Origin of the sequence: Enterobacter cloacae complex sp. SHL021 (assembly GCF_049237765.1) — a bacterium.
In the GTDB taxonomy this organism is placed as follows: Bacteria; Pseudomonadota; Gammaproteobacteria; order Enterobacterales; family Enterobacteriaceae; genus Enterobacter; species Enterobacter cloacae.
The window spans coordinates 51041-74956 of record NZ_JBMKJG010000010.1 but is presented as its reverse complement, the minus strand read 5'-3'; the positions used below and the strand labels follow the sequence as shown (position 1 = coordinate 74956).

At 56.0% G+C, this 23916-nt stretch carries 22 protein-coding genes; 11 read left to right on the top strand and 11 right to left on the bottom strand.

What is annotated here, in order from left to right:
• Positions 1 to 1095 (top strand): fimbrial protein, encoded by a 1095-nt coding sequence (locus tag ACOTZF_RS12040; protein WP_062935110.1) that lies wholly within the window; start codon positions 1 to 3, stop codon positions 1093 to 1095.
• A gap of 33 nt (positions 1096 to 1128) precedes the next feature.
• Here the strand turns inward: ACOTZF_RS12040 and ACOTZF_RS12035 are convergent, their stop codons facing one another.
• From ACOTZF_RS12035 to ACOTZF_RS12020, 4 genes are all read right to left on the bottom strand, one after another.
• On the bottom strand, positions 1129 to 1491 hold the full coding sequence (locus ACOTZF_RS12035; protein WP_023621173.1) for a YibL family ribosome-associated protein: 363 nt from the start codon (positions 1489 to 1491) through the stop codon (positions 1129 to 1131).
• Between the two features lie 58 nt (positions 1492 to 1549).
• Entirely contained in the window at positions 1550 to 2140 is a 591-nt protein-coding gene (gene mtlR / locus ACOTZF_RS12030) for a mannitol operon repressor MtlR (RefSeq protein ID WP_013094931.1), read from the bottom strand.
• A complete protein-coding gene (mtlD, locus tag ACOTZF_RS12025; RefSeq protein WP_013094932.1) occupies positions 2137 to 3285 on the bottom strand; it encodes a mannitol-1-phosphate 5-dehydrogenase in 1149 nt (382 codons plus the stop codon). Before mtlD ends, mtlR begins: the two co-directional genes overlap by 4 nt.
• 102 nt (positions 3286 to 3387) lie before the next feature.
• On the bottom strand, positions 3388 to 5295 hold the full coding sequence (locus tag ACOTZF_RS12020; RefSeq protein WP_020686515.1) for a PTS mannitol transporter subunit IICBA: 1908 nt from the start codon (positions 5293 to 5295) through the stop codon (positions 3388 to 3390).
• A 659-nt stretch (positions 5296 to 5954) separates the two neighbouring features.
• Here ACOTZF_RS12020 and ACOTZF_RS12015 point away from each other — a divergent pair.
• The 6 genes from ACOTZF_RS12015 (at position 5955) to ACOTZF_RS11990 (ending at position 13106) form a co-directional block, all read left to right on the top strand.
• Positions 5955 to 6311, top strand: a complete 357-nt coding sequence (locus ACOTZF_RS12015) for a DUF3302 domain-containing protein (RefSeq protein ID WP_058650596.1) — start codon at positions 5955 to 5957, stop codon at positions 6309 to 6311.
• A 2-nt stretch (positions 6312 to 6313) separates the two neighbouring features.
• Positions 6314 to 7450 (top strand): HlyD family secretion protein, encoded by a 1137-nt coding sequence (locus ACOTZF_RS12010; protein ID WP_013094936.1) that lies wholly within the window; start codon positions 6314 to 6316, stop codon positions 7448 to 7450.
• 89 nt (positions 7451 to 7539) lie between these two features.
• On the top strand, positions 7540 to 8148 hold the full coding sequence (locus ACOTZF_RS12005; RefSeq protein WP_013094937.1) for a glutathione S-transferase: 609 nt from the start codon (positions 7540 to 7542) through the stop codon (positions 8146 to 8148).
• 103 nt (positions 8149 to 8251) lie between these two features.
• Complete coding sequence (selA, locus tag ACOTZF_RS12000) at positions 8252 to 9637, top strand: L-seryl-tRNA(Sec) selenium transferase (protein ID WP_129253097.1); 1386 nt, start codon at positions 8252 to 8254, stop codon at positions 9635 to 9637.
• A complete protein-coding gene (gene selB, locus ACOTZF_RS11995) occupies positions 9634 to 11481 on the top strand; it encodes a selenocysteine-specific translation elongation factor (protein WP_058661807.1) in 1848 nt (615 codons plus the stop codon). Before selA ends, selB begins: the two co-directional genes overlap by 4 nt.
• Positions 11482 to 11567: 86 nt before the next feature.
• On the top strand, positions 11568 to 13106 hold the full coding sequence (locus ACOTZF_RS11990) for an aldehyde dehydrogenase family protein (protein WP_020686520.1): 1539 nt from the start codon (positions 11568 to 11570) through the stop codon (positions 13104 to 13106).
• Here the strand turns inward: ACOTZF_RS11990 and ACOTZF_RS11985 are convergent.
• A complete protein-coding gene (locus tag ACOTZF_RS11985) occupies positions 13103 to 14068 on the bottom strand; it encodes a LysR family transcriptional regulator (RefSeq protein ID WP_061771396.1) in 966 nt (321 codons plus the stop codon). The genes ACOTZF_RS11990 and ACOTZF_RS11985 overlap by 4 nt on opposite strands.
• Positions 14069 to 14185: 117 nt before the next feature.
• On the opposite strand from ACOTZF_RS11985, the gene ACOTZF_RS11980 reads away from it, so the two are divergent.
• From ACOTZF_RS11980 to ACOTZF_RS11970, 3 genes are all read left to right on the top strand, one after another.
• Positions 14186 to 14926: a MipA/OmpV family protein gene (locus ACOTZF_RS11980; RefSeq protein WP_013094942.1), complete on the top strand. Its 741-nt coding sequence runs from the start codon at positions 14186 to 14188 to the stop codon at positions 14924 to 14926.
• 210 nt (positions 14927 to 15136) lie between these two features.
• Entirely contained in the window at positions 15137 to 15322 is a 186-nt protein-coding gene (locus ACOTZF_RS11975; RefSeq protein WP_071843252.1) for a type II toxin-antitoxin system HicA family toxin, read from the top strand.
• A gap of 14 nt (positions 15323 to 15336) precedes the next feature.
• Positions 15337 to 15741 carry a type II toxin-antitoxin system HicB family antitoxin gene (locus ACOTZF_RS11970; protein ID WP_023621194.1) on the top strand — a complete coding sequence of 135 codons (405 nt, stop codon included), beginning with the start codon at positions 15337 to 15339 and terminating at the stop codon, positions 15739 to 15741.
• Between the two features lie 53 nt (positions 15742 to 15794).
• Here ACOTZF_RS11970 and ACOTZF_RS11965 read toward each other — a convergent pair whose 3' ends face one another.
• Together ACOTZF_RS11965 and ACOTZF_RS11960 are read right to left on the bottom strand one after the other, a co-directional pair.
• On the bottom strand, positions 15795 to 17750 hold the full coding sequence (locus ACOTZF_RS11965) for a glycoside hydrolase family 127 protein (protein ID WP_100168001.1): 1956 nt from the start codon (positions 17748 to 17750) through the stop codon (positions 15795 to 15797).
• A gap of 10 nt (positions 17751 to 17760) precedes the next feature.
• Positions 17761 to 19161 carry an MFS transporter gene (locus ACOTZF_RS11960; RefSeq protein ID WP_020686524.1) on the bottom strand — a complete coding sequence of 467 codons (1401 nt, stop codon included), beginning with the start codon at positions 19159 to 19161 and terminating at the stop codon, positions 17761 to 17763.
• Positions 19162 to 19385: 224 nt separating this feature from the next.
• Here ACOTZF_RS11960 and ACOTZF_RS11955 point away from each other — a divergent pair, with 224 nt between their 5' ends.
• A complete protein-coding gene (locus ACOTZF_RS11955; protein WP_020686525.1) occupies positions 19386 to 20204 on the top strand; it encodes a helix-turn-helix domain-containing protein in 819 nt (272 codons plus the stop codon).
• Here ACOTZF_RS11955 and araD read toward each other — a convergent pair whose 3' ends face one another.
• From araD to ACOTZF_RS11935, 4 genes are read right to left on the bottom strand one after another with little or no spacing between them, the layout of a single operon-like run.
• Positions 20205 to 20900, bottom strand: coding sequence for an L-ribulose-5-phosphate 4-epimerase (gene araD / locus ACOTZF_RS11950; RefSeq protein WP_048972676.1), 696 nt, complete (start codon positions 20898 to 20900; stop codon positions 20205 to 20207).
• Complete coding sequence (locus tag ACOTZF_RS11945; protein WP_020686527.1) at positions 20894 to 21754, bottom strand: L-ribulose-5-phosphate 3-epimerase; 861 nt, start codon at positions 21752 to 21754, stop codon at positions 20894 to 20896. The genes araD and ACOTZF_RS11945 overlap by 7 nt, the downstream gene beginning before the upstream one ends.
• 2 nt (positions 21755 to 21756) lie before the next feature.
• Entirely contained in the window at positions 21757 to 22410 is a 654-nt protein-coding gene (ulaD, locus tag ACOTZF_RS11940; RefSeq protein WP_129253099.1) for a 3-keto-L-gulonate-6-phosphate decarboxylase UlaD, read from the bottom strand.
• Positions 22407 to 23912, bottom strand: a complete 1506-nt coding sequence (locus tag ACOTZF_RS11935; protein ID WP_129253101.1) for an FGGY-family carbohydrate kinase — start codon at positions 23910 to 23912, stop codon at positions 22407 to 22409. The genes ulaD and ACOTZF_RS11935 overlap by 4 nt, the downstream gene beginning before the upstream one ends.
• Positions 23913 to 23916 lie beyond the last annotated feature (4 nt).

Below are 23916 nucleotides of genomic sequence, written 5' to 3'. Positions count from 1 at the left end.
ATGCGTCACTTTATTCAATGGGTTTTCTACCTCAGTCTACTTTCTCTTTTTGGCATGCTGAGTTTTCATGCGCACGCTCAGGCCTCGCCCTGCCACACCACGCGCAATCAGTGGGTTGTCCAGGTACCCTACGCCATTGGATATGCTCCTGGCACAGCGGACTGGACGCCGGTTTCCGCGCCGATACAGTCTACCGGGGCGGATTTTTACAGCTGCGATGGCGGAAATGACGCCTGGCGAAGTATCGGATTTGTCGAGATGGATAATCCCGTCGGCACCGTGGTGGGGGAAGACGGTGCGTCGCGGCACGTCTACAAAACCCAGATTGAAGGCATCGGCTACGCGCTCGGGTTCCGCGAGCAGCAGTACTGTGGTGCGGATGCCGTGCGGTATATTGACGGCACCAGCCCGGTGGACGGCAACGAGTCACGCCGTATCTGCGACGCCTCACAGAATCCTGCTTTTGCCAGCGCCTCAACCTATAAGATGCAGTTCTGGGTGATGTTTTACAAAATACCGACGTCCAGCGCCATGCCTGATGATAACGCCAACTCCCAGGAGCAAAACGTCGGATCGCTGATATTACAGGCGGGAGAAAATAAAGCCAGCGCGACCAGCGTCGCGACACCGGTGCAGATCCGTCTCGCCAGCTTCACGGTCAGGCATACCAGCTGTTCCGTTGGTTCCCGCAGCATTCTGGTGCCGATGGGAACCGTAAGCCAGCGGGAATTTCACGGCACAGGCTCCCGCGCCGGTGGCGGACGCTTCAGCATTCCGGTGACCTGTGAAAATAACACGACGGTGAAGATGGGCTTCTTCGGCGATACCACGCCGGGCAACGATCGGGCGCTGGCGTTAACGAAGCAGCAGGACAGCGCCAGCGGCGTCGGGATCGAACTGCTTTATGGCGACAATACCGGTGCGGTTCAGGGGCAGGTGGTGCCGTGGAACACCCCGCAGGTGTCGGCGCTTGGGCAGGTGGGAGATAACCAGACGCAGACCTTCTGGTTTGATGCGCATTATATTCAGACAGAAGAGAACGTGACGGCGGGAAAAGCGGATGCGATGGCCACGTTTAACCTGATTTACAACTGAGTGTTCCCCTGCCGCTGCGGCAGGGGAGACCGATCAGAACGCCGTCTTACAAAAACCCGTCATCTCTTTCAGGCCCATCTCGCGGCCAAGCTCGGTCATCGGGTGGACCACCACCAGACCCCGTACGCTTTTCTTCAGCTTGCCCATATCGGCCTGCTCTTTTTTGGTAATGGCGCGGCGGTGCGGCATATTCATCAGCTTCTGCGCTTCTTTACTCAGCTTCTGGCTTTTCACTTCGCGCAGGCGCTCGATCTCCGCTTCCAGCTTCGCGGTCTCTTTCTCCAGCTCGGCGTACTTCTCGGCGGAGTCTACCAGCGAGAGACCGGCCATCTGATGGCGGATCAGATCCAGGCGGTCGCTCAGGCGTTTAATTTCGTTCTTTTCGACTTCTTTCATGACAAATAACTCTGAAAACGGGGAATTTAGAGGGAAGGATACACCAATGTGAGCAGGCTTACTTCTGAAACGCTTTTTTTAAGCTGATTCGGGAAATCAGCTCAGTCAGGGAAAGAACCATCGTGGAACGGACAACCTGTTGATAACGCAGCTTTTGCATGGCGTACAGTTCCGGGTCGCTGTTATCAAAATGGGGGGCAGGGGGGAGCGCGGTAACGCAATGCAGCTCGCCGAAGGGGCCAAGGATCTCGTCATCGGTAAAGGTGTACTCATTACCGTCATGATTGAGCTCTTCGCGCAGCGCCATCAACAGCTCCGCATCTTCATACTCTTGCCGGTTCAGCACGCCAAGACCATAAATCAACTTCAGACGCACGGATAAATCGCCCAGCGGTCCGTCGCCGTCCAGTAACGGTTCTACAGCATATTTTACCGCGTAGTCGTCTTTGCGAAACACCTGAAGTACCAGGATATTCACCGCCTCGGTTAACAACTCGACGGCGGTAATCAGGAAACTTCGTACGGTTTTGCCAGCATTCAGACGCTCAAGCACACGATTTTCAAAGGCCTGGGTTTGTTCCATTATTGCCTGCATATCTGACAATCTGTAATCAGGGCGCAGGATCACCTGCGCCTCACTGTGCATCATTTGGTTGCGTTATATGCGTTAACCGCCTCCGCAACCACATCGCTGTTGGCGTCCAGACCGGAAATCTGCGCCAGCGCAGCCTGTGCGCCCTGGTCATCAATCAACTGTGCCAGCTCCTGCGCCTGCGGATCCTGCTCGCTGCGGTAGTGCATCGCGGCGGCAATCCCTTTCACCAGGTTGGCGTGCGGCAGGCCGTATTCCAGCGTACCCAGCAGCGGCTTAATCAGGCGATCGCCCGCGCTCAGCTTACGCAATGGCTGGCGGCCCACGCGCTCAACGTCATCTTTCAGATACGGGTTTTCAAAACGACCGAGGATTTTCTGGATATATGCTGCGTGTTTATCAGCATCAAAACCGTAGCGTTTGATCAGCACCGCGCCGCTCTCTTCCATTGCCCCTTTTACCACCGCGCGGATCTTCTCGTCGAGGATCGCATCACGAATAGTCTGATGACCGGCCAATTTTCCGAGGTACGCGGTTATAGCATGACCCGTGTTCAGCGTGAAGAGTTTACGTTCCACAAATGCCATCAGGTTATCCGTTAATTCCATACCTGGAATGGTCGGCAGCGCGCCTTTAAATTGGGTTTTGTCCACGATCCACTCGCTGAAGGTTTCTACCGTCACTTCCAGCGGGTCGTTAGTTGCAGATTCTGACGGCGGAACGATACGGTCAACGGCAGAATCCACGAAGCCAACGTGCGCTTCAACCCAGGCTTTGTCTTCGTCCGCAACGGCGGCCAGAACGTGACCTTTCAACTGCGTGGTGCCACGCACCATATTTTCACAGGCAATGATGTTCAGCGGGGTATCGATGCCCTGCGCTTTACGTTTTGCCAGGCCTTTTGCGACCGCAGGCGCGATGCGCTCAAGTACCACCGGGCCCACCGCGGTGGTCACCAGGTCAACGCTGGCGATGAGGTCGATAACATCGTCGCCAATGCTGCTTACCGCGTTGACGCCAGAGACCGTTTCAACCTGCTCGTTTTCTCCCACCACGTGTACCTGGTAGCTATGACGGGCATTCAGGGCATCCAGAACGACCTGATTCACATCGGCGAATGTCAGCGTAATGCCCGCGTCTGCCAGCAGTTTGCCGATAAAGCCACGACCGATATTACCTGCGCCAAAATGTAATGCTTTCATAGTGTTAACCTTTATCAATGTTTTTACCCGAGAGGGCTGGGGTGAGGAACGTATACCCCTCACCCTAGCCCTCTCCCCAAAAGGGAGAGGGAAGATACGCTGTTATTTGTTGAGGAGTGCCAGCACTTCTTCAACGCTTTCAGTCTGTGCCAGACGCTCGATGACGGACTCATCATCCAGCGCGTTGGTCAGGCTGGTAATCACCTGGATGTGCTCGTTATTGCGAGCGGCGATACCAATCACCAGACGGGCAATGTCGTCTTCTTCTTCACCGAAGCGCACGCCATCAGGATACTGGCAGAACACCACGCCGGTTTTGAGCACGCGGTCTTTCGCTTCCACCGTACCGTGCGGTACCGCGATGGATTCGCCCAGGTAGGTTGGCGTCAGTTTTTCGCGTTCCAGCATCGCGTCGACATATTCAGGCTGAACGTAGCCGCCTTTTACCAGCTGCTCACCGGCAAAGCGAATTGCCTCTTCTTTGGTGGCTGCGGTACGACCGAGGAAGATGTTCTCCGCGCCCAGCTTAAACAGGTGAGCATTGCTCTCGTCAAAGCTGTCCTGCAGGCTGGTCCGCACTTTCACTTCGTTGTCTTCGTGACGCTGTGCGGCCACCAGACGTTCAGTCAGGCTGGTGTACAGGCCGCTGTCGAGGAAGTTGGTCAGCGAAATATGCTGTGCCTGCGGTACCTGGCGCATGGCACGTTCGGTCAGGTCACGGTGCGTAATCACCAGGTCAACATCCGGTGGCAGGCTGTTAATGGCGCTGTTGGTCACTGAGATATTGGTCAGGCCTGCATCCTGCACTTTCTTACGCAGCACGCCGGCACCCATTGCGCTGGAACCCATACCGGCATCACAGGCAACGATGATTTTACGCACGTGGCTCAGGTCGTTAGAAACATCACCCGCTGACAGCGGCGTTGCGCCTTTGGACTCGGCTTTCATGTCGTGCATACGACGGGTGGCCGCTTCGATATCGTCATCTTCTTTCACTTTGCTGGTTTTCAGCAGGATAGAAGCGACCACGAAGGAGACCGCCATTGCCGCACAGATAGCCGCGATGTTAGCAAAATAGGCACCTTTCGGCGTCATTGCCAGTACCGCCAGGATAGAGCCCGGAGACGCCGGAGAAACCAGACCACCGTTCAGCACGCTCAGGGTGAACACACCGGTCATACCGCCGAGGATAACGGCCAGGATCAGACGTGGGTTCATCAGCACGTACGGGAAGTAAATTTCGTGAATACCGCCCAGGAAGTGAATGATAGCCGCACCGCCAGCAGACTGCTTCGCGCTGCCGCGACCAAAGAACATGTACGCCAGCAGAACGCCCATACCCGGACCCGGGTTCGCTTCAATCAGGAAGAAGATGGACTTGCCGAGGTCATGAGACTGCTGAATACCCAGCGGTGAGAAGATACCGTGGTTGATGGCGTTGTTCAGGAACAGGATTTTCGCCGGTTCAACAAAGATAGACGCCAGCGGCAGCATGTCGTGCGCCACCATGAAGTTAACGCCCGCCGCCAGAATCTTGGACAGGACTTCAACTGCCGGGCCAATGCCGAGGAACGCCAGAATCGCGAGGATCATCCCGATGATGCCCGCAGAGAAGTTGTTCACCAGCATCTCGAAGCCGGATTTGATTTTGCCATCAACCCAAACGTCGAATTTCTTAATCGCCCAGCCACCCAGAGGACCGGCGATCATCGCACCGAGGAACATCGGCATATCCGCACCGACGATAACACCCATGGTTGTGATGGCACCCACTACGCCACCACGGTCACCGCCCACCAGACGACCACCGGTATAACCGATGAGCAGCGGCAGCAGGTAAGTAATCATTGGGCCAACAAGTTTCGCCAGCGTTTCGTTAGGCAACCACCCTGTCGGAATGAATAATGCAGTGATGATACCCCACGCGATAAACGCGCCGATATTTGGCATCACCATATTGCTGAGGAAACGACCAAAGCTTTGAACTTTGATCTTGAAATCGGATGACATAAAACACCCCTTCTTCTGTTTACGCTTAGGCTTGCGGCCCGAGGTTTATTGTTAATGAGGCGGCAGAGGTAGCCGGGCCCTGTTCTGATGCTGTGAAATCTGGCACTGAATCGTTCAACTGTCCAGACGGCGAAAAATTGTGTGATCGTAATCACGTAAATGCAGGGGGTGTGGCGGGAAATGAGGTGATCTGAATCACAAAACCACAGTCTAAAAAAAACACAATGGGGAGAAAATCGGCAAAACACCCCTGTTTTTGTGATATGAATCACATTTAGTTGTCGCGGGTTTGTTTCTGAGTTGTGATTTAATTCACAAAAAATTTTTATGCGGATTTCTCCGGCTGTGATCGGCGGCAAATTCTGCCTGACGAATGAGCGTCACGATGGTTCTGAGCAACACGCAAAGCTAAAAAACCACTTTTCATGTGTGGTATGGCGAAAAGCGAAAACGTGGATTACGCTCATAATGTAAGGTTAAGTATATTATTATTCAGGATATATTTTGACACGTTTATAAACTTGCATGGAGATATTATAAAAACCGATACTCCCCGGCTCTGAAATAACCAGTCTACCTTTTATGTTTAAAAATAAATTAATTAGGTTGCGTACTGTTTTATTAATTTAATGAGTTGACGTTTTTTAAGTGAGGAGAATATGTTTCTCAACTATTTTGCGCTGGGCGTATTGATTTTTGTTTTTCTGGTTCTGTTTTACGGAATCATCGCCATTCATGACATCCCCTATAACATGGCCAAAAAGCGTAATCATCCCCATGCCGATGCAATCCACACGGCGGGCTGGATTAGCCTGTTTACGCTCCATGCCATCTGGCCGTTCCTGTGGATCTGGGCCACGCTGTACCGGGAAGATCGCGGTTGGGGCATGCAAAACCACATCACCAAAGCTGATGAGGTGCCGGGTATGGATGCGCTGGCCAAACGCGTGGCCGAATTAGAACAAAAGCTGGCAGCGGTACAGCCCACTGCTGATACGAAAACGCTGGAGCGCTAATTATGGATCTGTTGATTATTTTGACCTACGTGGCGTTTGCCTGGGCGATTTTTAAAATATTCCGTATTCCGGTCAACCAGTGGACGCTCGCCACCGCTACATTAGGTGGGGTGTTTATTGTGGCGGGCCTTATTTTATTAATGAACTATAACCACCCGTATACGTTTACGGCGCAAAAAGCGGTTATTTCCATTCCGATTACGCCGCAGGTGACCGGCGTGGTCAGCGAAGTCACTGATAAAAATAACCAGCTTATTAAAAAAGGCGAAGTGTTATTTAAACTTGACCCGGGCCGCTATCAGGCACGGGTCGACAGACTGCAGGCCGACCTGGTGACCGCGACGCACAATATCGACGTGCTCAAAGCGCAGTTGTCGGAAGCAGTAGCCAACACCACGCGCGTGTCCGCCGAGCGGGACCGTCTGTATAAAGATTACCAGCGCTATCTCAAAGGCAGCCAGGCGAAGGTAAACCCGTTCTCTGAGAGCGATATCGACAACGCGCGGCAGAACTATCTGGCTCAGGACGCGCTGGTAAAAGGCTCAGTGGCGGAACAAACGCAGATCAAAAGCCAGTTAGACAGCATGGTGAACGGCGAACAGTCGCAGATTGCCTCTTTACGCGCCCAGCTGGCCGAAGCCAAATACAACCTGGATCAGACCGTGGTACGTGCGCCGAGCAATGGCTACATCACCCAGGTGCTGATTCGCCCGGGAACGTATGCCGCCGCGCTGCCGCTGCGCCCGGTCATGGTCTTTATTCCTGAACAGAAACGCCAGATTGTGGCCCAGTTCCGTCAGAACTCGCTGCTGCGTCTGAAGCCGGGCGATGAAGCGGAAGTGGTGTTTAACGCCCTGCCGGGGCAGGTCTTCTCCGGCAAGCTCACCAGCATTCTGCCGGTGGTGCCAGGGGGCTCATATCAGGCGCAGGGGGCACTGCAATCGCTAACAGTAACACCGGGAACGGATGGCGTGCAGGCGCTGATAGAACTGGAGCCTAACGCCGACGTTGATGCGTTGCCGGACGGTATTTACGCGCAGGTGGCGGTCTATTCCGACCATTTCGCGCACGTCTCGGTGATGCGTAAAGTCCTGCTGCGCATGACCAGCTGGATGCACTATCTCTATCTTGATCATTAATCCTCGCCGGGCAGGAATGCGACATGCATACCTGCCCTTTTTTCAGCGCTTGATCCATACTGACTTTTTCTGGCATCAAGGATCAGGCAATGAAACTCATCGGCAGCTACACCAGTCCCTTCGTGCGAAAGATCTCGATTCTCCTGCTGGAGAAAGGGATTGAATTTGAATTCGTTAATGAACAGCCCTATAACGCCGAAAACGGCGTTGCGCAGTACAACCCGCTGGGGAAAGTCCCGGCGCTGGTAACGGACGAGGGCGAATACTGGTTTGATTCCCCGATTATCGCTGAGTACATCGAGTTGCTCGGCGTTGCGCCAGCCATGTTACCGGCAGATCCGAAGGCGGCCCTGGCAGTGAAGCAAATTGAAGCGCTGGCCGATGGCATCATGGATGCGGCGTTAACTTCCGTGCGCGAGCAGGCAAGGCCCGTTGCTCAGCAGTCGGAAACGGAGCTGCTGCGCCAGCGTGAGAAAATCAGCCGCAGCCTGGACAGGTGCGAGCAGCTCATCCAGGAGGGCAAAATAGCAACGGATAGCCTGAATCTGGCGACGATCGCTATCGCCTGCGCCATTGGTTATCTCAACTTTCGTCGCGTCTCCCCTGGCTGGTGCGTCGACCGTCCGCTGCTGGTGAAGCTTGCCGAAACGCTCTTCCAGCGCGAGAGCTTCGCCCGTACCGAACCGCCAAAGGCTTGACGCGGGTTATAACACTTCGCGTCAGGAGGCGGTACAATCCCTCCACATGTTAACTCCCTCTCCCGTCGGGAGGGGGGATGATATTTACTCGCCAGGCGCTTCCATGACTACTCATCACTCCCTGTACAGCCAGATCCCCGCTACCGACCGACTCCTTCGAGAACCCCTTATTCATTCCGCTGTTGAGCGGTTCGGTCATACCGCGACGGTTGAGATGTTACGTCTGCTTCAGGACGAGGCCCGGCGCCATATTCAGGCAGAAAATGCCTTGCCCGGCTGGTGCGTGGCGTGGGAGCAGGAGCTGGAACAGAGGCTGGTTGATAAAGGGCAAAGCGCGTTGCGCCCGGTGATTAACCTGACGGGGACTGTCCTGCATACCAATCTCGGGCGTGCGCAGCAGGCGGAAGAGGCGGTAGATGCCGTAACGCAGGCCATGCGTTCGCCTGTCACGCTGGAGTACGATCTCGACGGTGCAGGACGCGGGCATCGTGATCGGGCCCTGGCGGATCTGCTTTGCCAGCTCACCGGTGCTGAAGATGCCTGCATTGTGAATAACAACGCGGCGGCGGTCCTGTTGATGCTGGCAGCGACCGCCAGCGGCAAAGAGGTGGTCGTCTCGCGCGGCGAACTGGTGGAGATTGGCGGCGCGTTTCGCATCCCGGACGTGATGCGCCAGGCGGGCTGTACCCTGCATGAAGTGGGTGCCACTAACCGGACCCATGCGAAAGATTATCGTGCGGCGGTTAATGAAAACACCGCCCTGCTGATGAAGGTCCACACCAGTAATTATCATATCGAAGGGTTCACTAAAGCCGTTGAAGAGGCCGAGCTGGCGGCGATAGGCCAGGAGCTGAATGTGCCGGTCGTTGCCGATCTCGGCAGCGGCTCGCTGGTGGATCTGAGCCAGTATGGTCTGCCGAAAGAGCCAATGGTGCAGGAGATGATTGCGGCGGGCGTTAGCCTGGTCAGTTTTTCTGGTGATAAGCTGCTGGGCGGGCCGCAGGCCGGGATCATCGTCGGTAAGCGTGAATTGATTGCGAAACTGCAGCAGCATCCGCTGAAGCGCGCCCTGCGTGCCGATAAAATGACGCTTGCCGCGCTGGACGCGACGCTGCGGCTCTATCTCCACCCGGAGAAACTGGCGGAACGCCTGCCAACGCTGCGTCTGTTAACGCGTGATGCCGCCTCGATTCGCGCGCAGGCCGAGTTACTGTTGCCGAATGTCGCGTCGCATTACGCCGATTTCGACGTGCGCATTGAGTCCTGCCAGTCGCAAATTGGCAGTGGCTCGTTACCGGTGGATCGGCTGCCCAGCGCGGCCCTGACCTTCACCCCGCGCGATGGCCGCGGCAGCAGGCTTGATGCGCTCTCTGCGCGCTGGCGTGCTCTGCCTACGCCGGTTATCGGGCGAATTTACGATGGCCGAATGTGGCTGGATCTACGCTGTCTTGAAGATGAAGAGCGATTTCTGGAGATGCTGTTGAAATGATTATTGCCACCGCCGGTCATGTTGACCACGGAAAAACCACCTTGTTGCAGGCCATCACGGGCGTGAATGCCGATCGCCTGCCGGAAGAGAAAAAGCGCGGTATGACCATCGATCTGGGTTATGCCTACTGGCCGCAGCCCGATGGCCGCGTGCTGGGCTTTATTGACGTCCCCGGACACGAAAAGTTTCTTTCCAACATGCTGGCGGGGGTCGGAGGTATTGACCATGCCCTGCTGGTGGTGGCATGTGATGACGGCGTTATGGCGCAAACGCGTGAACACCTGGCGATCCTGCAGTTGACGGGCAACCCACAGCTAACCGTGGCGCTGACCAAAGCCGATCGTGTGGACGCGACGCGTATTAACGAGGTGCGCGAGGCGGTGGAGGCCACGTTGCGCGAATATGGCTTTACCGATGCTGCGCTGTTTGAAACAGTCGCCACAGAAGGGCGCGGGATCGACGCACTTCGCCACCATTTGCAGCAGCTTTCGTCGCGGGAACATGCCAGCCATCATCGCTTTCGTCTGGCCATCGACAGGGCGTTTACCGTTAAAGGTGCGGGTCTGGTGGTGACCGGTACTGCCCTGAGTGGGGAAGTGAAGGTGGGCGATACCGTATGGCTGACGGGTATTAACAAGCCGATGCGGGTGCGCGGGTTGCATGCACAAAACCAGCCCGTTGATCATGCCCATGCCGGGCAGCGTATCGCCCTCAATATTGCCGGCGATGCGGAGAAAGCGCAGCTAAACCGCGGCGACTGGCTGCTGTCTGAGGCGCCGCCAGAACCGTCTGAGCGGGTGATTGTCTCCCTGCAGACGCATATCCCGCTCAGTCAGTGGCAGCCGCTGCATATCCACCATGCGGCCAGCCATATCACCGGGCGCGTGTCGCTGCTGAAAAACGATCTCGCTGAACTGGTTTTCGATACGCCACTTTGGCTGGCAGATAATGACCGTCTGGTGCTGCGTGATATTTCGGCGCGAGAAACGCTGGCCGGGGCGCGGGTGGTGACGCTCAACCCGCCGCGTCGCGGGAAGCGTAAACCGGAGTATTTGCAGTGGCTGTCGGCACTGGCGCAGGCCAGTAACGATAAGGCTGCGCTGGAGGTGCATCTTGAACGCGGTGCGGTGAACCTGACCGACTTCGCCTGGGCACGACAGCTCAGCAACGAAGGCCTCCTCCCGCTGACCCAGCAGCCGGGATTTATCCAGGCCGGTAATAACCTGCTGAACGCGCCGGTTGCGGCGTGCTGGCAGCGAAAGGTGTTAAACACGCTTGCCACCTACCATGAACAGCATCAGGATGAGCCTGGCCCGGGGCGCGAGCGCCTGCGTCGTATGGCGCTGCCAATGGAAGACGATGCGCTGGTGCTGTTGCTGATAGAAAACATGCGTGAAAGCGGCGTGATCAAAAGCCACCACGGCTGGCTGCATCTGCCGGAACACAAAGCCGGGTTCACCGCAGAGCAAGAGGCAATCTGGCAAAAAGCGGCCCCTCTGTTTGGCGATGAGCCCTGGTGGGTTCGCGATCTCGCCCGTGAAACGAATACCGACGAGCAGGTGATGCGCCAGGTATTGCGCCATGCCGCGCAGCAGGGGCTCATCGTTGCGATCGTGAAAGATCGTTATTACCGCAACGATCGTATCGTCGCGTTTGCCAGTCTGATCCGCGAACTGGATCAGGCGCGAGGCTCCACCTGTGCGGCTGATTTCCGCGATCGTCTGAACGTGGGGCGAAAGCTTGCCATTCAGATCCTGGAATATTTCAACCGCATCGGTTTTACCCGCCGTCGCGGTAACGACCATTTATTACGGGATTCGTTGCTCTTTCCAGAAACAGCGTGACCCCTGTCGTAAACACCACTCCCGGCTGGCGATAAAATCACCAGCCGGTACTACCCTTGTTGTACACCAACAGCAAGGAGACGGTCATGACAAACAATCCTCCCTCTTCACGCATTCAGCCAGGCGAGTACGGTTTCCCTCTCAAGCTAAAACCCCGTTATGACAACTTTATTGGCGGCGACTGGGTGGCACCCGTCGACGGCGAATACTATTCCAACCTGACCCCCGTCACCGGCCAGCCGCTGTGTGAGATAGCCAGCTCAGGCAAGCGCGATATCGATCTGGCGCTGGATGCGGCGCATAAAGCCAAAGATAAATGGGGACAGACTTCCGTGCAGGACAGGGCGGCGATCCTGTTCAAAATTGCCGACCGGATGGAGCAAAATCTTGAGTTGCTGGCGACGGCAGAAACCTGGGATAACGGCAAGCCGATCCGTGAAACGATGGCGGCCGATGTGCCGCTGGCGATTGACCACTTCCGCTATTTTGCCTCCTGTATTCGTGCTCAGGAGGGGGGAATTAGTGAAGTCGATAGCGACACCGTGGCGTATCACTTCCACGAGCCGCTGGGCGTGGTGGGGCAGATTATCCCGTGGAACTTCCCGCTGCTGATGGCGAGCTGGAAAATGGCGCCCGCGCTGGCGGCCGGGAACTGCATTGTGCTGAAACCGGCCCGCTTAACGCCGCTTTCAGTACTGCTGCTGATGGACATTATCGGTGACCTGCTGCCCCCGGGGGTGATTAACGTGGTCAACGGGGCCGGGGGGGAGATTGGGGAATATCTGGCGACCTCAAAACGCATCGCCAAAGTGGCGTTTACCGGCTCGACGGAAGTGGGTCAGCAGATCATGCAGTACGCCACCCAGAACATCATTCCGGTGACGCTGGAGCTGGGCGGAAAATCCCCGAACATCTTCTTCGAGGACGTGATGGCGGAAGAGGACGCCTTCTTCGATAAAGCGCTGGAAGGGTTTGCGCTGTTTGCCTTTAACCAGGGCGAAGTCTGCACCTGCCCAAGCCGCGCGCTGGTGCAGGAGTCCATCTATGAGCGCTTTATGGAACGGGCCATTCGCCGCGTGGAGTCGATCCGCAGCGGTAACCCGCTAGATAACGTGACGCAGATGGGCGCGCAGGTGTCGCATGGACAGCTGGAAACCATCCTTAATTACATTGATATCGGCAAAAAAGAAGGGGCGGATGTCCTGACCGGTGGACGCCGTAAAGTGCTCGGCGGCGATCTGCAGGAAGGGTATTACCTTGAGCCGACCATACTGTCTGGCAAAAACAATATGCGCGTTTTCCAGGAGGAAATTTTTGGACCGGTGCTGGCCGTGACCACCTTCAAAACGATGGAGGAGGCGCTGGAGATTGCCAACGATACGCCGTATGGCCTGGGGGCAGGCGTCTGGAGCCGCAACGGCAATCTGGCGTATAAAATGGGCCGGGGGATCCAGGCCGGACGCGTATGGACCAACTGTTATCACGCCTACCCGGCGCACGCGGCCTTTGGGGGCTATAAGCAGTCAGGCATCGGGCGTGAAACGCACAAAATGATGCTGGAGCATTATCAGCAGACGAAATGCCTGCTGGTCAGCTACTCCGATAAACCGCTGGGGCTGTTCTAGTCATCCAGCTCAGGCCGTCCGTGGGCGGCCTGAGCTATTTGCTGGCGAAGATTATTCAGGACGCCATCCAGAACATATTGCACGCGCCATGGCTGGTATTCACGTTTGCGGAAGATGGCCGTCAGATCCAGCCACCACTCTTCCTGATGCGGGAAGCAGGGAACAAGTGAACCGTTTTTTAACTCTTTTCTCAGGCTCTCTTTCGGCGCAAAGACGATACCGAGATTATTCCTCGCCAGCTCCAGGGCAGTTTGCGTATTGTCGCAAATATAATTCCCGGTAACCCGGTAATCCTGTACATCATCACTGCCATGAACGCGGAACCGCCAGATGTTAGCATCATCCACCAGCATGGAGTCGATTAAAATACAGGAGTGATGAATTAAATCTTCCGGGCCGTTTAACGGGTGCTGATTTAAATACTCTTCGGTCGCGAAGGCGGTAACGGAATATTGGGTTAATACACTTGCGACCAGACTTTCATCTTTCGGCTGAGCATAGGTAATTAAAATATCGCAGTCATCCGGAAAGGTCACCCCCTCAGAAAATTCATTGCGATCCAGATTGTATGTTTTCAGCGAAATACGAATATCGCCAATATCTTTTATCTGGTGGATCACATGACGAGAGAGATAGGTCACGATGCCTGTCGGGGCGTAAATCGTCACCTTTCCACGCTTTTCATGCTTATAATCGGCAATAAAATTAATAAGCTGACTATTTTTATCCAGCGTGGCGTTCACGTAAGGAAGCAAGGCCTCACCAAACTGCGTTAGCGCAAGCTGACGAGTGGTGCGCTCAAAGACCTTGAGACCGACTCGTGTTTCAAAATCAGAGAGATATTTACTGACGTTGGCCTGTGCCATGCCCAGCAGGGCGGCGGCGTCGCCAATGCTGTGGGTAGCGGCGATGACGGAAATTATTTTTAATTCACGGGGTTTTAGTTGTAATTTATTCATCATGCCCACCCATCTATATGATTTTATATATAATATTATATAAACAGCGGCGTTGCATACGCAAATTTGTAACCATTATTATTCGCCTCGCTTGTTCGGCGTTTAAATGGATTACATGGAATGACTATTAAAAACAATTTACTCATCGCTGCCACGTTATTTGCGACTTCATCCGCAATGGCCGGTGACTTTTCACTTGGCGCGGGGGCTGTATTTAATGAGTCACCTTATAAAGGGTATAATGAAAATACCACCGCGGTTCCGTTAATTAGCTATGAAGGTGACCGATTCTATGTGCGCCAGACCACAGGTGGATGGATCCTGTGGAAAGACGAAAAAAATGAATTTAGCCTGACCGCGTCGTGGATGCCGCTGCATTTTGATCCCGACGATAACGACGACCCTCAGATGAAACATCTGGATGAGCGTAAAGCGTCTGCTTTCCTGGGGGGCGCCTATTACCGCCATGAAAACTGGGGCTCGCTGAAAGTGGCCGTTTCCGGCGATGCGATGGATGAAAGCGGTGGCGTAGTCGGTGAGATTTCGTACTTCCGCCCCATCCGCATGGAACGCCTCACGCTGACGCCATCTGTGGGCATTTTCTACAGTGACGAGAGCTATAACGACTACTACTACGGGGTTTCCGGCAGCGAGTCTCGCCGCTCGGGTCTGAATGAATACGCCGCCGGTGACAGCTGGACGCCATACGTGGGTCTGGCGGCAAAATATCAGTTAACCCAGAACCTGTTCCTTAACGCCAGCGCGGTTTATACCGTATTGCCTGACGACGTGAAGAACAGCCCGATGATCGACCGCGACGACAGCTTCGCACTGATGACCGGGCTGAGCTGGCGCTTCTGATGCTGTAAAGCCGGGTGGCGGCTTCGCCTTACCCGGCGTTGTGATAGCGCCTGTATTTTGATCTGCAATTTACCTGTTCCGCCTTTCTTTTTGCGTTGCTCCTTCCTGTTCAGACAAAACCCGGCTGCGTGTGCATTTCCTTTCGTCTATTGTCATCTGCACCAGTAGCGATGGTGTGTATGATGTGTATAATCATGGAAGGGTTGGAATGTGAAAAGTGCGGATGTCATTACTGTTCTGGTCAGGCATGGCTGGAAATGTGTAAGAACGAAAGGAAGCCATCATCAGTTTCGCCACCCAGTACATGCGGGGTTGGTGACCGTTCCACATCCCAAAAAGGACATAAAACCCGGCACCCTCGCGCAAATCTGGCGGCAGGCGGGAATCAAACACTGATATCAGGAGTAGTTATGTTTTATCCGGCTTACATTCATTCTGATCCCGACGGTAGCGCCAGCGGTTTTTTTCCTGACGTTCCTGGTTGTTTTTTTGCCGGCAATTCTCTGGATGATGCTTTTCAGGATGCACGTGATGCACTGACAGCTCACTTCGAAGCGCTATTTGAAATGGATGAAGAGTTACCTCTCCCTGGCAATGTTGAAGCACATCTTGAAGCCACACCGGGTGATTTTATCGGCGGACAATGGTTGCTTGTAGATATCAATATGAAGCAATTCGACGGTAAGGCGGAGCGTATCAATATCACCCTGCCTCGTCGATTGCTGGTGAAAATTGATTCTTTTGTGAGTGAGCATCCGCAGTTTAGTAACCGAAGCGCTTTTCTGGCTGAGGCAGCGCGTCGCGTGCTGCCTTAACGATCCCTCTCCCGTGGGAGAGGGTTGGGGTGAGGGCATCAGGCCGCAGATATTCAGTCCTCATCCACCCAAATGCGCATTTCCCCTTCTCCCCGGTTAGCCCAGCTAAACCACGGAATAAAGGTCAACGTTTTGGGTTGACGTTGCACCGCAGGACGGTCGTACTGCCATAACGCCTCCGATCCCGCTTCTGCGGCGTCATGCGTGACACCTTCCGCCTGAATCAGCATCTTATGAGCGAAAATTCCGTTACCCTCGAAAACCCGGAATTCACTGTCGGCAGGCAGGGCAAGATTATGCAGGTTGGCGCCATTGTCGGCTTCTTCCAGGCAGTAGACCAGCGGACCGCGCTGCAGCGCGACCTTTCCGGCCTGCTGACGAACCTGTGGGTGACCGTACACGCGGCGGACCGGCATCGGTAAGGTTAGCGTGAGCGTATCGCCCTCCTGCCAGCGACGGGTGAGGTGAAGATAGCCCCGTGATACCTCGCCCGTCATGCCTTCTCCGTTCAACGACACGTGAGGATTTGCGCACCAGTCCGGTAGTCGCAGGGCCAGGGTGTGCGTCACCGGTACGGGCGAGGCGATCTCAATGTTGACCTCTTCCTGCCACGGATAATTACCGCTGATCCGCAGCTTAAGCGTCTCATCGCCCACCGGGATGGTGACCTCATTCCCTACGTAGAGATTAATGAAAAGCGCATCCGGGCGAACGGTGTAAATGTAATGCCCCAGCGACGTCAGCACGCGGGCGATATTCGGCGGGCAACAGGCGCAGCCGAACCAGCGCTGACGAACCGGTTTGACGTGGTCATAGATGTGGTTAAAGGCCAGCGTCCTGGGGTGCACTTCCAGCGGGTTAACATAGAAGAAATGCTTACCGTCCAGCGCCATGCCGCCCAGCACCGTGTTGTACAGGGCGCGCTCCATCACGTCGGCGTAGCGGCTATCCGCTTCCATCTCCAGCATCCGACGGGCAAACATCATCAGGCCAATCGAGGCGCAGCTTTCGGCATACACCGTATCGTTGGGCAGATCGTAATCGCTGCTGAAGGCTTCACCGCTACTTTGCGAACCAATCCCGCCGGTAATGTACAACTGGCGCTGCGCCATGTTGTTCCACAGGCGTAAGCAGTCCTGACGTTTTGCGTCGTCTTTGCTCAGACGAGCCAGGTGTGCCATACCCGCCATCAGGTAGACAAAACGCACCGCATGGCCAATCGCTGTTTGTTGTTCAGCAAGCGGTTGATGCGCCTGGCTGTAAGCTTTGTCCTTGACCATCCATGCCGGGCCGTAGGTGTGCCAGTACGATGTTCTGCCGCGCTTCTCGTATTCGATATCATAGAAGTGAGGCTGCGTACCGCGCGCCTCGATGAAGTATTTCACCAGGTTCAGGTAGCGTGGCTCCTCAGTAACGTCGTACAGCCGCATCAGCGCCAGCTCGATTTCCGGGTGGCCCGGATAGCCGTGAAGCTGGCCTTCCCGGGGGCCGAAAACGGTGTCGATATGATCTGCCAGTTTGCACACCACCTCCAGCAGTCGGCGTTTTCCGGTGCCCTGAAAATACGCCACGCCAGCTTCGATCATATGCCCCGCGCAGTAAAGCTCGTGGCACTCGGCAAGATTTGTCCAGCGTTCGTCGGGCGCTTTGACGGTGAAGTACGTATTGAGATACCCATCTTCACACTGCGCCGCGGCGATCAGTTCAATCACCTCATCGGCGGTTTTTTCCAGTTCAGCATCGGGTTTCTGACACAGCGACCACGCCACGGCTTCCAGCCATTTCGCCACGTCACTGTCCTGAAATACCATGCCGTAGAACTCACCTTCTTCAAGACCTGCCGCAATGCGGAAGTTGGTGATGGCATGACTGGGCTCGGCTTCTGCCACGCGATCGTTGAGCGCATCCCACTGATAGGGGATGACCACATCACGCACCAGCCGCTGATACTGGCCAAGAAATGGATCGTTGATTTTCAGGTTATGCAGATCGGCTTCCATTATTGACATCACGTTCTCCTCAGGATGGTACATGACGCTGGCGCAAATCGGTGGCAATGCGCGACATCATCGGATTGTTGAGCCTGCACCAGCGGATTGAGACCGCCAGCAGCAGGTGGAAAAGGGCAGGGAGCAGCGTCTCCATGGCGGTAATGCCCTGCAGCGAGGCGGGCGTCTGGTTACCCGCTCCCGGCTGATAGGCGACGGCGATAAACACCAGGCTGATGATCCCGGCGCTGGAGGCCCACGCCAGCTTGATGAAAAACAGGTTGAAGGCGAAGTTCATGCCCGACGATCGCACGCCGGTCTTCCACTCGCCGTAGTCGTCGGCAAAAGCCATCAGCGAAAAGTGCAGCGGCAGGGTAAAGCCCAGGATGACGCCGTTACTCAGAATTACGATCAGCCAGAGCGTCTGATGCGCCGGGCCGCCGGGCAGGAACCACATGCCAGCCGCGATCGCGGCGAGCACCAGGTTGGTGTAGTAGTAGAGTTTGACCGTATCAATACGGCGAGAGAGGGGGCTGACGATCACCGCCCCGAGGATCGCTGCGAAGGTCACCATGGTGAAAAACAGCGAGGTGTAGGCGGTGCTGCCCTGAAGCACATAGGTGATGAAGTACATGTATCCGCCACCACGGATATTGAAGACGTTGATCAGCAAAAACGACATCACCAGCATCAGCAGCAGCTGGTCATTTTTACGCAGCCCTGCCAGGTGTTCGCGCAGGGTGAATTTACCCATCAGCGCCAGTGGGACGCGTTCACGGACCCAGAAGAAGCAGCAGAGAAACATCACCACGGCGAGGGTGCACAGGACGCCAACGCCCAGCTGATAACCCCGGGCGGCGTTGCCTTGCCCCAGCGCTGCCACCAGCCACGGCAGGCCGACGGAGACCAAAAATCCCGCAACGCCGCACAGCACAAAGCGCCATGACTGGCAGGAAATGACCTCGCTGTGGCGGGTGGTCATGGTGTTGATCAGCGCGCAGTAGGGCACGTTGATGGCGGTATAGCCGACGGACAGCAGCAGGTAGGTGCCGAATGCCCACGCAATTTTCACGCCCATGCTGGCTTCAGGTACGGTGAAGGTCAGCACGCCGATGATGCCAATAGGGAATGCCACCCACAGCTGCCAGGGACGAAAGCGCCCCCATCGGCTTTGGGTGCGGTCAGCAATCACGCCCATGACAGGGTCAGAAATCGCGTCAAATACGCGCAGGGCAATAAACAGCGTGCCGACAAGCGCCGGGGTCAGGCCAAAAATATCGGTATAGAAAAAGGTCAGGAAATTCATTATCAGACAGGTAATGACCGTGCCGCCCGCGTCGCCCAGGCCGTAGCCAATTTTTTCGCGAACGGACAAACGTTCTTCTCTCACCCGTTGTGCAACGTCAGACTCGGTAATCGGTGTGGAAGTCATGAGATAACTCCTCGGTAATCGATTTTTATCGTATTTGTGCAAGGTACCTCATTCATTCTGCACTGAACGAAAAGGGCAACAAGGGAAGGGAAAAGTATAAAAAGATGACGATTCCGACCTGATGAAGAAAGTGTGAGTTTGATCGGGCAGCTATAACGTAAATTGTTAATAATCAATGGATAAGTCAATTAAATGCGGCAATAAAAGCGGAATGGTGAATATCCATGCTCGAATTATCCATAGCGCTTCCGATTAAAGTGCAAAACGGCGGATTGTTTATTTCGCGGGGCGTGGGTCGCCACCCGGCGCGTAAATTAACGTCGTGGGAAATCATTTTCGTCGAAAAGGGGACATTAACGATCCAGGAGGAGAACCGTCTTTTTGAGGTGAAGGCGGGGGAGAGTTTATTGCTCTGGCCGAAGCGGCGGCATGTGGGTACAGAAGATTTTCCGGCCGATCTGCGATTCTACTGGCTGCATTTTGAGGTGAAACCTGGGCCTTCCGCTTTGCCGGAGGCTTCTCCGCTGACCATTGAACAACATTGCTGCGTGAGGGATGTCCCGTCGGTGATTGCGCTTTTTCGCCAGTTCCTCAGCGAGCAGGAAAAATTACAGCGCAGCGTGGCGCTGGAAATGCTTTTGCTACTGATTTTGCAGCAAATATCCCTCTCAGCAGGGTATGAGGACCGCCCCGATGAGGCCGGTGCAGCTCTGGCCTGGAAGGCAAAACAGCTTATTCGCACGCAGTTTCATTTACCGCTCTCCACCTCGCTGCTGGCAAAATCGCTGCACTGTAATGCCGATTACCTGGGGCGCGTGTTTCGTCGGACATTTCATTTAACCCTGACGGAGGCGATTCATCGCCAGCGCGTCAGGGCGGCAGAAAAAATGCTGCTGAATGACTCTGCGTCATTAACGGAAGTGGCCACCCGCTGCGGTTTTAACGACGTGGGGTATTTCCGGCAGATATTTTCGAAGCATACCGGGTTAACACCCGCCGTCTGGAAACGGCGGTACTGTAAGGAACACATTAATTCCGGTTGATCACTGCCCGTAATAGGCATGCGCACCGTGCTTGCGCAGATAATGTTTGTCGAGCAGTTCCTGCTGCATAACCGGAAGCTGCGGCGCAAGCTGGCGCGAAAACAGGCCCATGTACGCGCACTCTTCCAGCACCACGGCGTTGTGTACCGCATCGGCGGCATCTTTACCCCAGGCGAACGGTCCGTGGGAGTGCACCAGCACTGCCGGGATCTGCATGGGGCTGATGTCGCGCTCTTCAAAGGTTTTGATGATCACTTCACCGGTCTGATACTCGTAGTCTCCTGCGATCTCCGCCGTGGTCATCCGCCGCGTGCAGGGGATCGCGCCGTAGAAGTAGTCCGCATGCGTCGTGCCCCATGCGGGCAGATCCTGACCTGCCTGAGACCAGATGGTGGCATGGCGGGAATGGGTATGGACGATGCCGCCAATCTCCGGGTAGCGACGGTACAGCGCAAGATGGGTAGGCGTGTCTGACGACGGTTTCATGCTGCCCTCGACCACCTCACCGGTGGCAATATTCACCACCACCATATCCTCCGCCGTCATCACGTCATACTCCACGCCGGACGGTTTGATCACCATCAGACCGCTGTCGCGATCCACCGCGCTGACGTTACCCCAGGTGAAGGTCACCAGCTGGTGGGCGGGCAGTGCCAGGTTGGCTGCCAGCACCTCGGCTTTGAGTTGTTCTAACATGTCATGCCTCCTTCCTGCATACGGGCTTCAATCCAGCGGCGCGCCTGGATAATCTCCAGCACCGGCTCTTTTGCTTTTTCGGTCCACATTTCAATCAGAAACGCGCCGCGGTAGTTCAGCTTATTGAGCGTATTAAACACGCCAACGAAATCGACGCAGCCCTCGCCAAACGGCACGTCGCGGAACTGTCCTGGGCTTTGTGCCGTGACGGGCTGGGTATCTTTCAGGTGAATTGCCGCGATGCGGTCAATGCCCAGCGTCAGCTCGGCGGCCACATCGTTACCCCACGCGCTGAGGTTGCCGACATCCGGGTAAACGCTAAACCACGGTGAGGCCAGCATCTCGTCCCACTTTTTCCATTTGCTGATGGAGTTCATAAACGCGGTGTCCATGATCTCAACGGCCACCATCACCTGCGCGGCGGCGGCCTGCTCGACCGCCCATGCCAGCCCTTCGGCGAAGCGTTGCCGGGTGCCTTCATCATGCTCTTCGTAATACACGTCATACCCGGCCAGCTGGATGGTGCGAATACCCAAATCACGCGCCAGTTTAATGGCGCTGGACATGATCTCGCGGGCGCGGGCGCGCACGGTTTCGTCCCGGCTGCCAAACGGGAAGCGGCGGTGGGCAGACAGGCACATGGAGGGGATCGACACACCGGTCTCCAGCATTGCTTCCACCAGCGATGCACGCTGTGTGGTGCTCCACGCCAGGCGCGACAGGCGTTCGTCCGTTTCATCTACCGACATTTCAACAAAATCAAAGCCACAGCTTTTTGCCAGCACCAGGCGCTCCGGCCAGGTGAGGGATTTCGGCAGCGCTTTTTCGTAAATACCTAACGGATGCTGACGCATGATTACGCTCCCCAGATGTCGCGGATTTGCGAATGGAAGGCCTCGGCCACCTGCGGTGGATTGGCAGCGCCTGCCAGTGCGCGACCGGCGATAAAGGCTTTGACGTTGATCTGCTTAAACAGCGGCAGGTCGGCCGGGGTGATGCCGCCGGTGACGGACAGCTGCAAACCAATGTCGGAGAGCGCTTTCATTCGGGCGAGATCTGCCTCACCCCACTGCTGGCCGCTGGCCTGCGCGTCGCGTCCCCGGTGGTAGATGGCCTGTTTCACGCCGATGCGGTGCCAGGCGCGGGCATCGTCCAGCGTCCAGTTGCCAAACAGCTCCATCTGAATTTCCCCACCGCAGCGCAGCGCCACCGCGTGACCTTTTTCAACTGTGGCCAGCGGCGCGGCGCAGATGATGGTCATCCAGTTCGCGCCTGCGCCAAACGCCTGCTCTGCCAGCGTTTCTCCGGCGTCGGCCACCTTCCAGTCCGCCACGAGAGTTTTCCCTGGACACTGCTCGCGTAACGCACGCACGGCGTTAAGCCCTTCGGTCAGACATAAAATGGTGCCCGCTTCGATAATATCGACGTGATCGGAAAACCTGGCGACATCGCGCTGGGCAGCCTGAAGTGAGGTGTGGTCGAGCGCCAGCTGCAGTAATGGTCGGCTCATAGGTCGTGCTCCTTAACACGGGCGTGATAACCCTGTAGTGCTGAAATCAGTAACTGGTAGCGCTGATACTTGCGCTGATAGGCCGCATGGGCGTGCATGTCGGGTTCAATGACCCGAATGTCGTGTCTGAGCGCGTGCTGCGCTGCGTAAAAATCGGGATAAACGCCGGTGCCGACCAGGGCGGCCAGCGCCGCGCCGGAACAGCCAGTCTCTTCCACCTGCGGGAGCGCAATCGCCAGACCGCTGACATCCGCCAGCATCTGCATCCATACGTCAGAGTGGGTCGGGCCGCCGGTGACGCGTAGTGCCTGTACGTCGGTAAAGCGTTCGAGCATGCGGTTGAGATGGGTCATATGGCTGAACACCACACCTTCGTAAACTGCCTGTAAAAGATGCGCGCGAGTATGCAGCGCCTGCATGCCGTAGAAGCCGCTCGTCATCTCCAGCCCGGCGTTGCTGCCATAGAGAAACGGCAGAAAGAACAGATCGCTATCGGCTTTCGGCAGGCTGGCCACGGCGCGGTTGATCTCACTGAAAGACATTTCTCCCCACTGGGCAGTCAACCACTCAAGGTTGCCGGAAGAGGTGGGGCTGGCTTCGTGGACAATGTACTGCTGCGGGTGGACGTAACGCCCATAGACATAGGGATGCGGTTCGTTGTCCCGAAGCGCATTGGCAATCCCGCTGGTGACGGCCCAGGTGCCCATGACGGCGTTCAGCGTATGTTCGTCGTGCAGTCCGGCACAGATCGCGGTGGAAACCACATCAAACAGCCCACCAACGACGGGGGTTCCCGCCGCGAGACCGGTAAGTGCGGCAGCCTGAGCGGTGATTTCCCCGCAGATTTCCGCTGAACCGACAACGGGCGGCAGAGCGTTGTCGATTTCACTGATACCCAGCCAGCGCGTGATCTGCGGATCGTACTGGCCGGTGTTCATGTTGTAGAGATTGGATTCAGAGATGTTGCTTTCTTCGCAGCCTTTTGCGCCGGTGAGGCACCAGCGAAGGTAGTCGTGCGCCATCATCACGCAGCCAATCTGCTGATAGCGTTGTGGCTCATTCTCTTTGACCCAGCGTAGAAGAGAGGCCGGATGCCCGGTCCAGAGCGTCTGTCGCGTGTGCGGATAGAGCTTTTCGGGAATACCGTCCTGCTGCCAGCGCTGCACGATGTCCAGTGCCCGACGGTCTGAGGAGAGCATCGCATTGCCCAGGGGACGATCCTGTTTATCGAGAAGAAACAGCCCCTTGCCCTGCGCTGAAATGCCCACGCTTTTGATCTGCTCGCCGCTAACCCGGGCGTTGTTGAGCAGAAGAGCGACGGTGGTGTGACACTGCTGCCACAGCTGGTTCATGTCCCGCTCCGCATAGCCTGCTCGCGGGCTGAGCGTGGCAACCGTGCGGCGTTCAATACAGACCTCTTTGCCCTCGCGGGTGTATAAACCGGCTTTCAGATAAGTACCGCCACAATCGATACCCAGCCAGAAGGGTTCTTTTTCACTCATCTTT

What these genes read in the sequence shown, in the direction of transcription:
- ACOTZF_RS12020 (WP_020686515.1), bottom strand. Translation starts at nt 5,295, where the DNA reads ATGTCATCCGATTTCAAGATCAAAGTTCAAAGCTTTGGTCGTTTCCTC.
- ACOTZF_RS11955 (WP_020686525.1), top strand. Translation starts at nt 19,386, where the DNA reads ATGCTCGAATTATCCATAGCGCTTCCGATTAAAGTGCAAAACGGCGGA.
- selB (WP_058661807.1), top strand. Translation starts at nt 9,634, where the DNA reads ATGATTATTGCCACCGCCGGTCATGTTGACCACGGAAAAACCACCTTG.
- ACOTZF_RS11985 (WP_061771396.1), bottom strand. Translation starts at nt 14,068, where the DNA reads ATGATGAATAAATTACAACTAAAACCCCGTGAATTAAAAATAATTTCC.
- ACOTZF_RS12015 (WP_058650596.1), top strand. Translation starts at nt 5,955, where the DNA reads ATGTTTCTCAACTATTTTGCGCTGGGCGTATTGATTTTTGTTTTTCTG.
- selA (WP_129253097.1), top strand. Translation starts at nt 8,252, where the DNA reads ATGACTACTCATCACTCCCTGTACAGCCAGATCCCCGCTACCGACCGA.
- ACOTZF_RS11945 (WP_020686527.1), bottom strand. Translation starts at nt 21,754, where the DNA reads ATGCGTCAGCATCCGTTAGGTATTTACGAAAAAGCGCTGCCGAAATCC.
- ACOTZF_RS11965 (WP_100168001.1), bottom strand. Translation starts at nt 17,750, where the DNA reads ATGTCAATAATGGAAGCCGATCTGCATAACCTGAAAATCAACGATCCA.
- ulaD (WP_129253099.1), bottom strand. Translation starts at nt 22,410, where the DNA reads ATGAGCCGACCATTACTGCAGCTGGCGCTCGACCACACCTCACTTCAG.
- ACOTZF_RS12035 (WP_023621173.1), bottom strand. Translation starts at nt 1,491, where the DNA reads ATGAAAGAAGTCGAAAAGAACGAAATTAAACGCCTGAGCGACCGCCTG.
- ACOTZF_RS11960 (WP_020686524.1), bottom strand. Translation starts at nt 19,161, where the DNA reads ATGACTTCCACACCGATTACCGAGTCTGACGTTGCACAACGGGTGAGA.
- ACOTZF_RS12010 (WP_013094936.1), top strand. Translation starts at nt 6,314, where the DNA reads ATGGATCTGTTGATTATTTTGACCTACGTGGCGTTTGCCTGGGCGATT.
- araD (WP_048972676.1), bottom strand. Translation starts at nt 20,900, where the DNA reads ATGTTAGAACAACTCAAAGCCGAGGTGCTGGCAGCCAACCTGGCACTG.
- ACOTZF_RS11990 (WP_020686520.1), top strand. Translation starts at nt 11,568, where the DNA reads ATGACAAACAATCCTCCCTCTTCACGCATTCAGCCAGGCGAGTACGGT.
- ACOTZF_RS12040 (WP_062935110.1), top strand. Translation starts at nt 1, where the DNA reads ATGCGTCACTTTATTCAATGGGTTTTCTACCTCAGTCTACTTTCTCTT.
- mtlR (WP_013094931.1), bottom strand. Translation starts at nt 2,140, where the DNA reads ATGATGCACAGTGAGGCGCAGGTGATCCTGCGCCCTGATTACAGATTG.
- mtlD (WP_013094932.1), bottom strand. Translation starts at nt 3,285, where the DNA reads ATGAAAGCATTACATTTTGGCGCAGGTAATATCGGTCGTGGCTTTATC.
- ACOTZF_RS11970 (WP_023621194.1), top strand. Translation starts at nt 15,337, where the DNA reads ATGTTTTATCCGGCTTACATTCATTCTGATCCCGACGGTAGCGCCAGC.
- ACOTZF_RS12005 (WP_013094937.1), top strand. Translation starts at nt 7,540, where the DNA reads ATGAAACTCATCGGCAGCTACACCAGTCCCTTCGTGCGAAAGATCTCG.
- ACOTZF_RS11935 (WP_129253101.1), bottom strand. Translation starts at nt 23,912, where the DNA reads ATGAGTGAAAAAGAACCCTTCTGGCTGGGTATCGATTGTGGCGGTACT.
- ACOTZF_RS11980 (WP_013094942.1), top strand. Translation starts at nt 14,186, where the DNA reads ATGACTATTAAAAACAATTTACTCATCGCTGCCACGTTATTTGCGACT.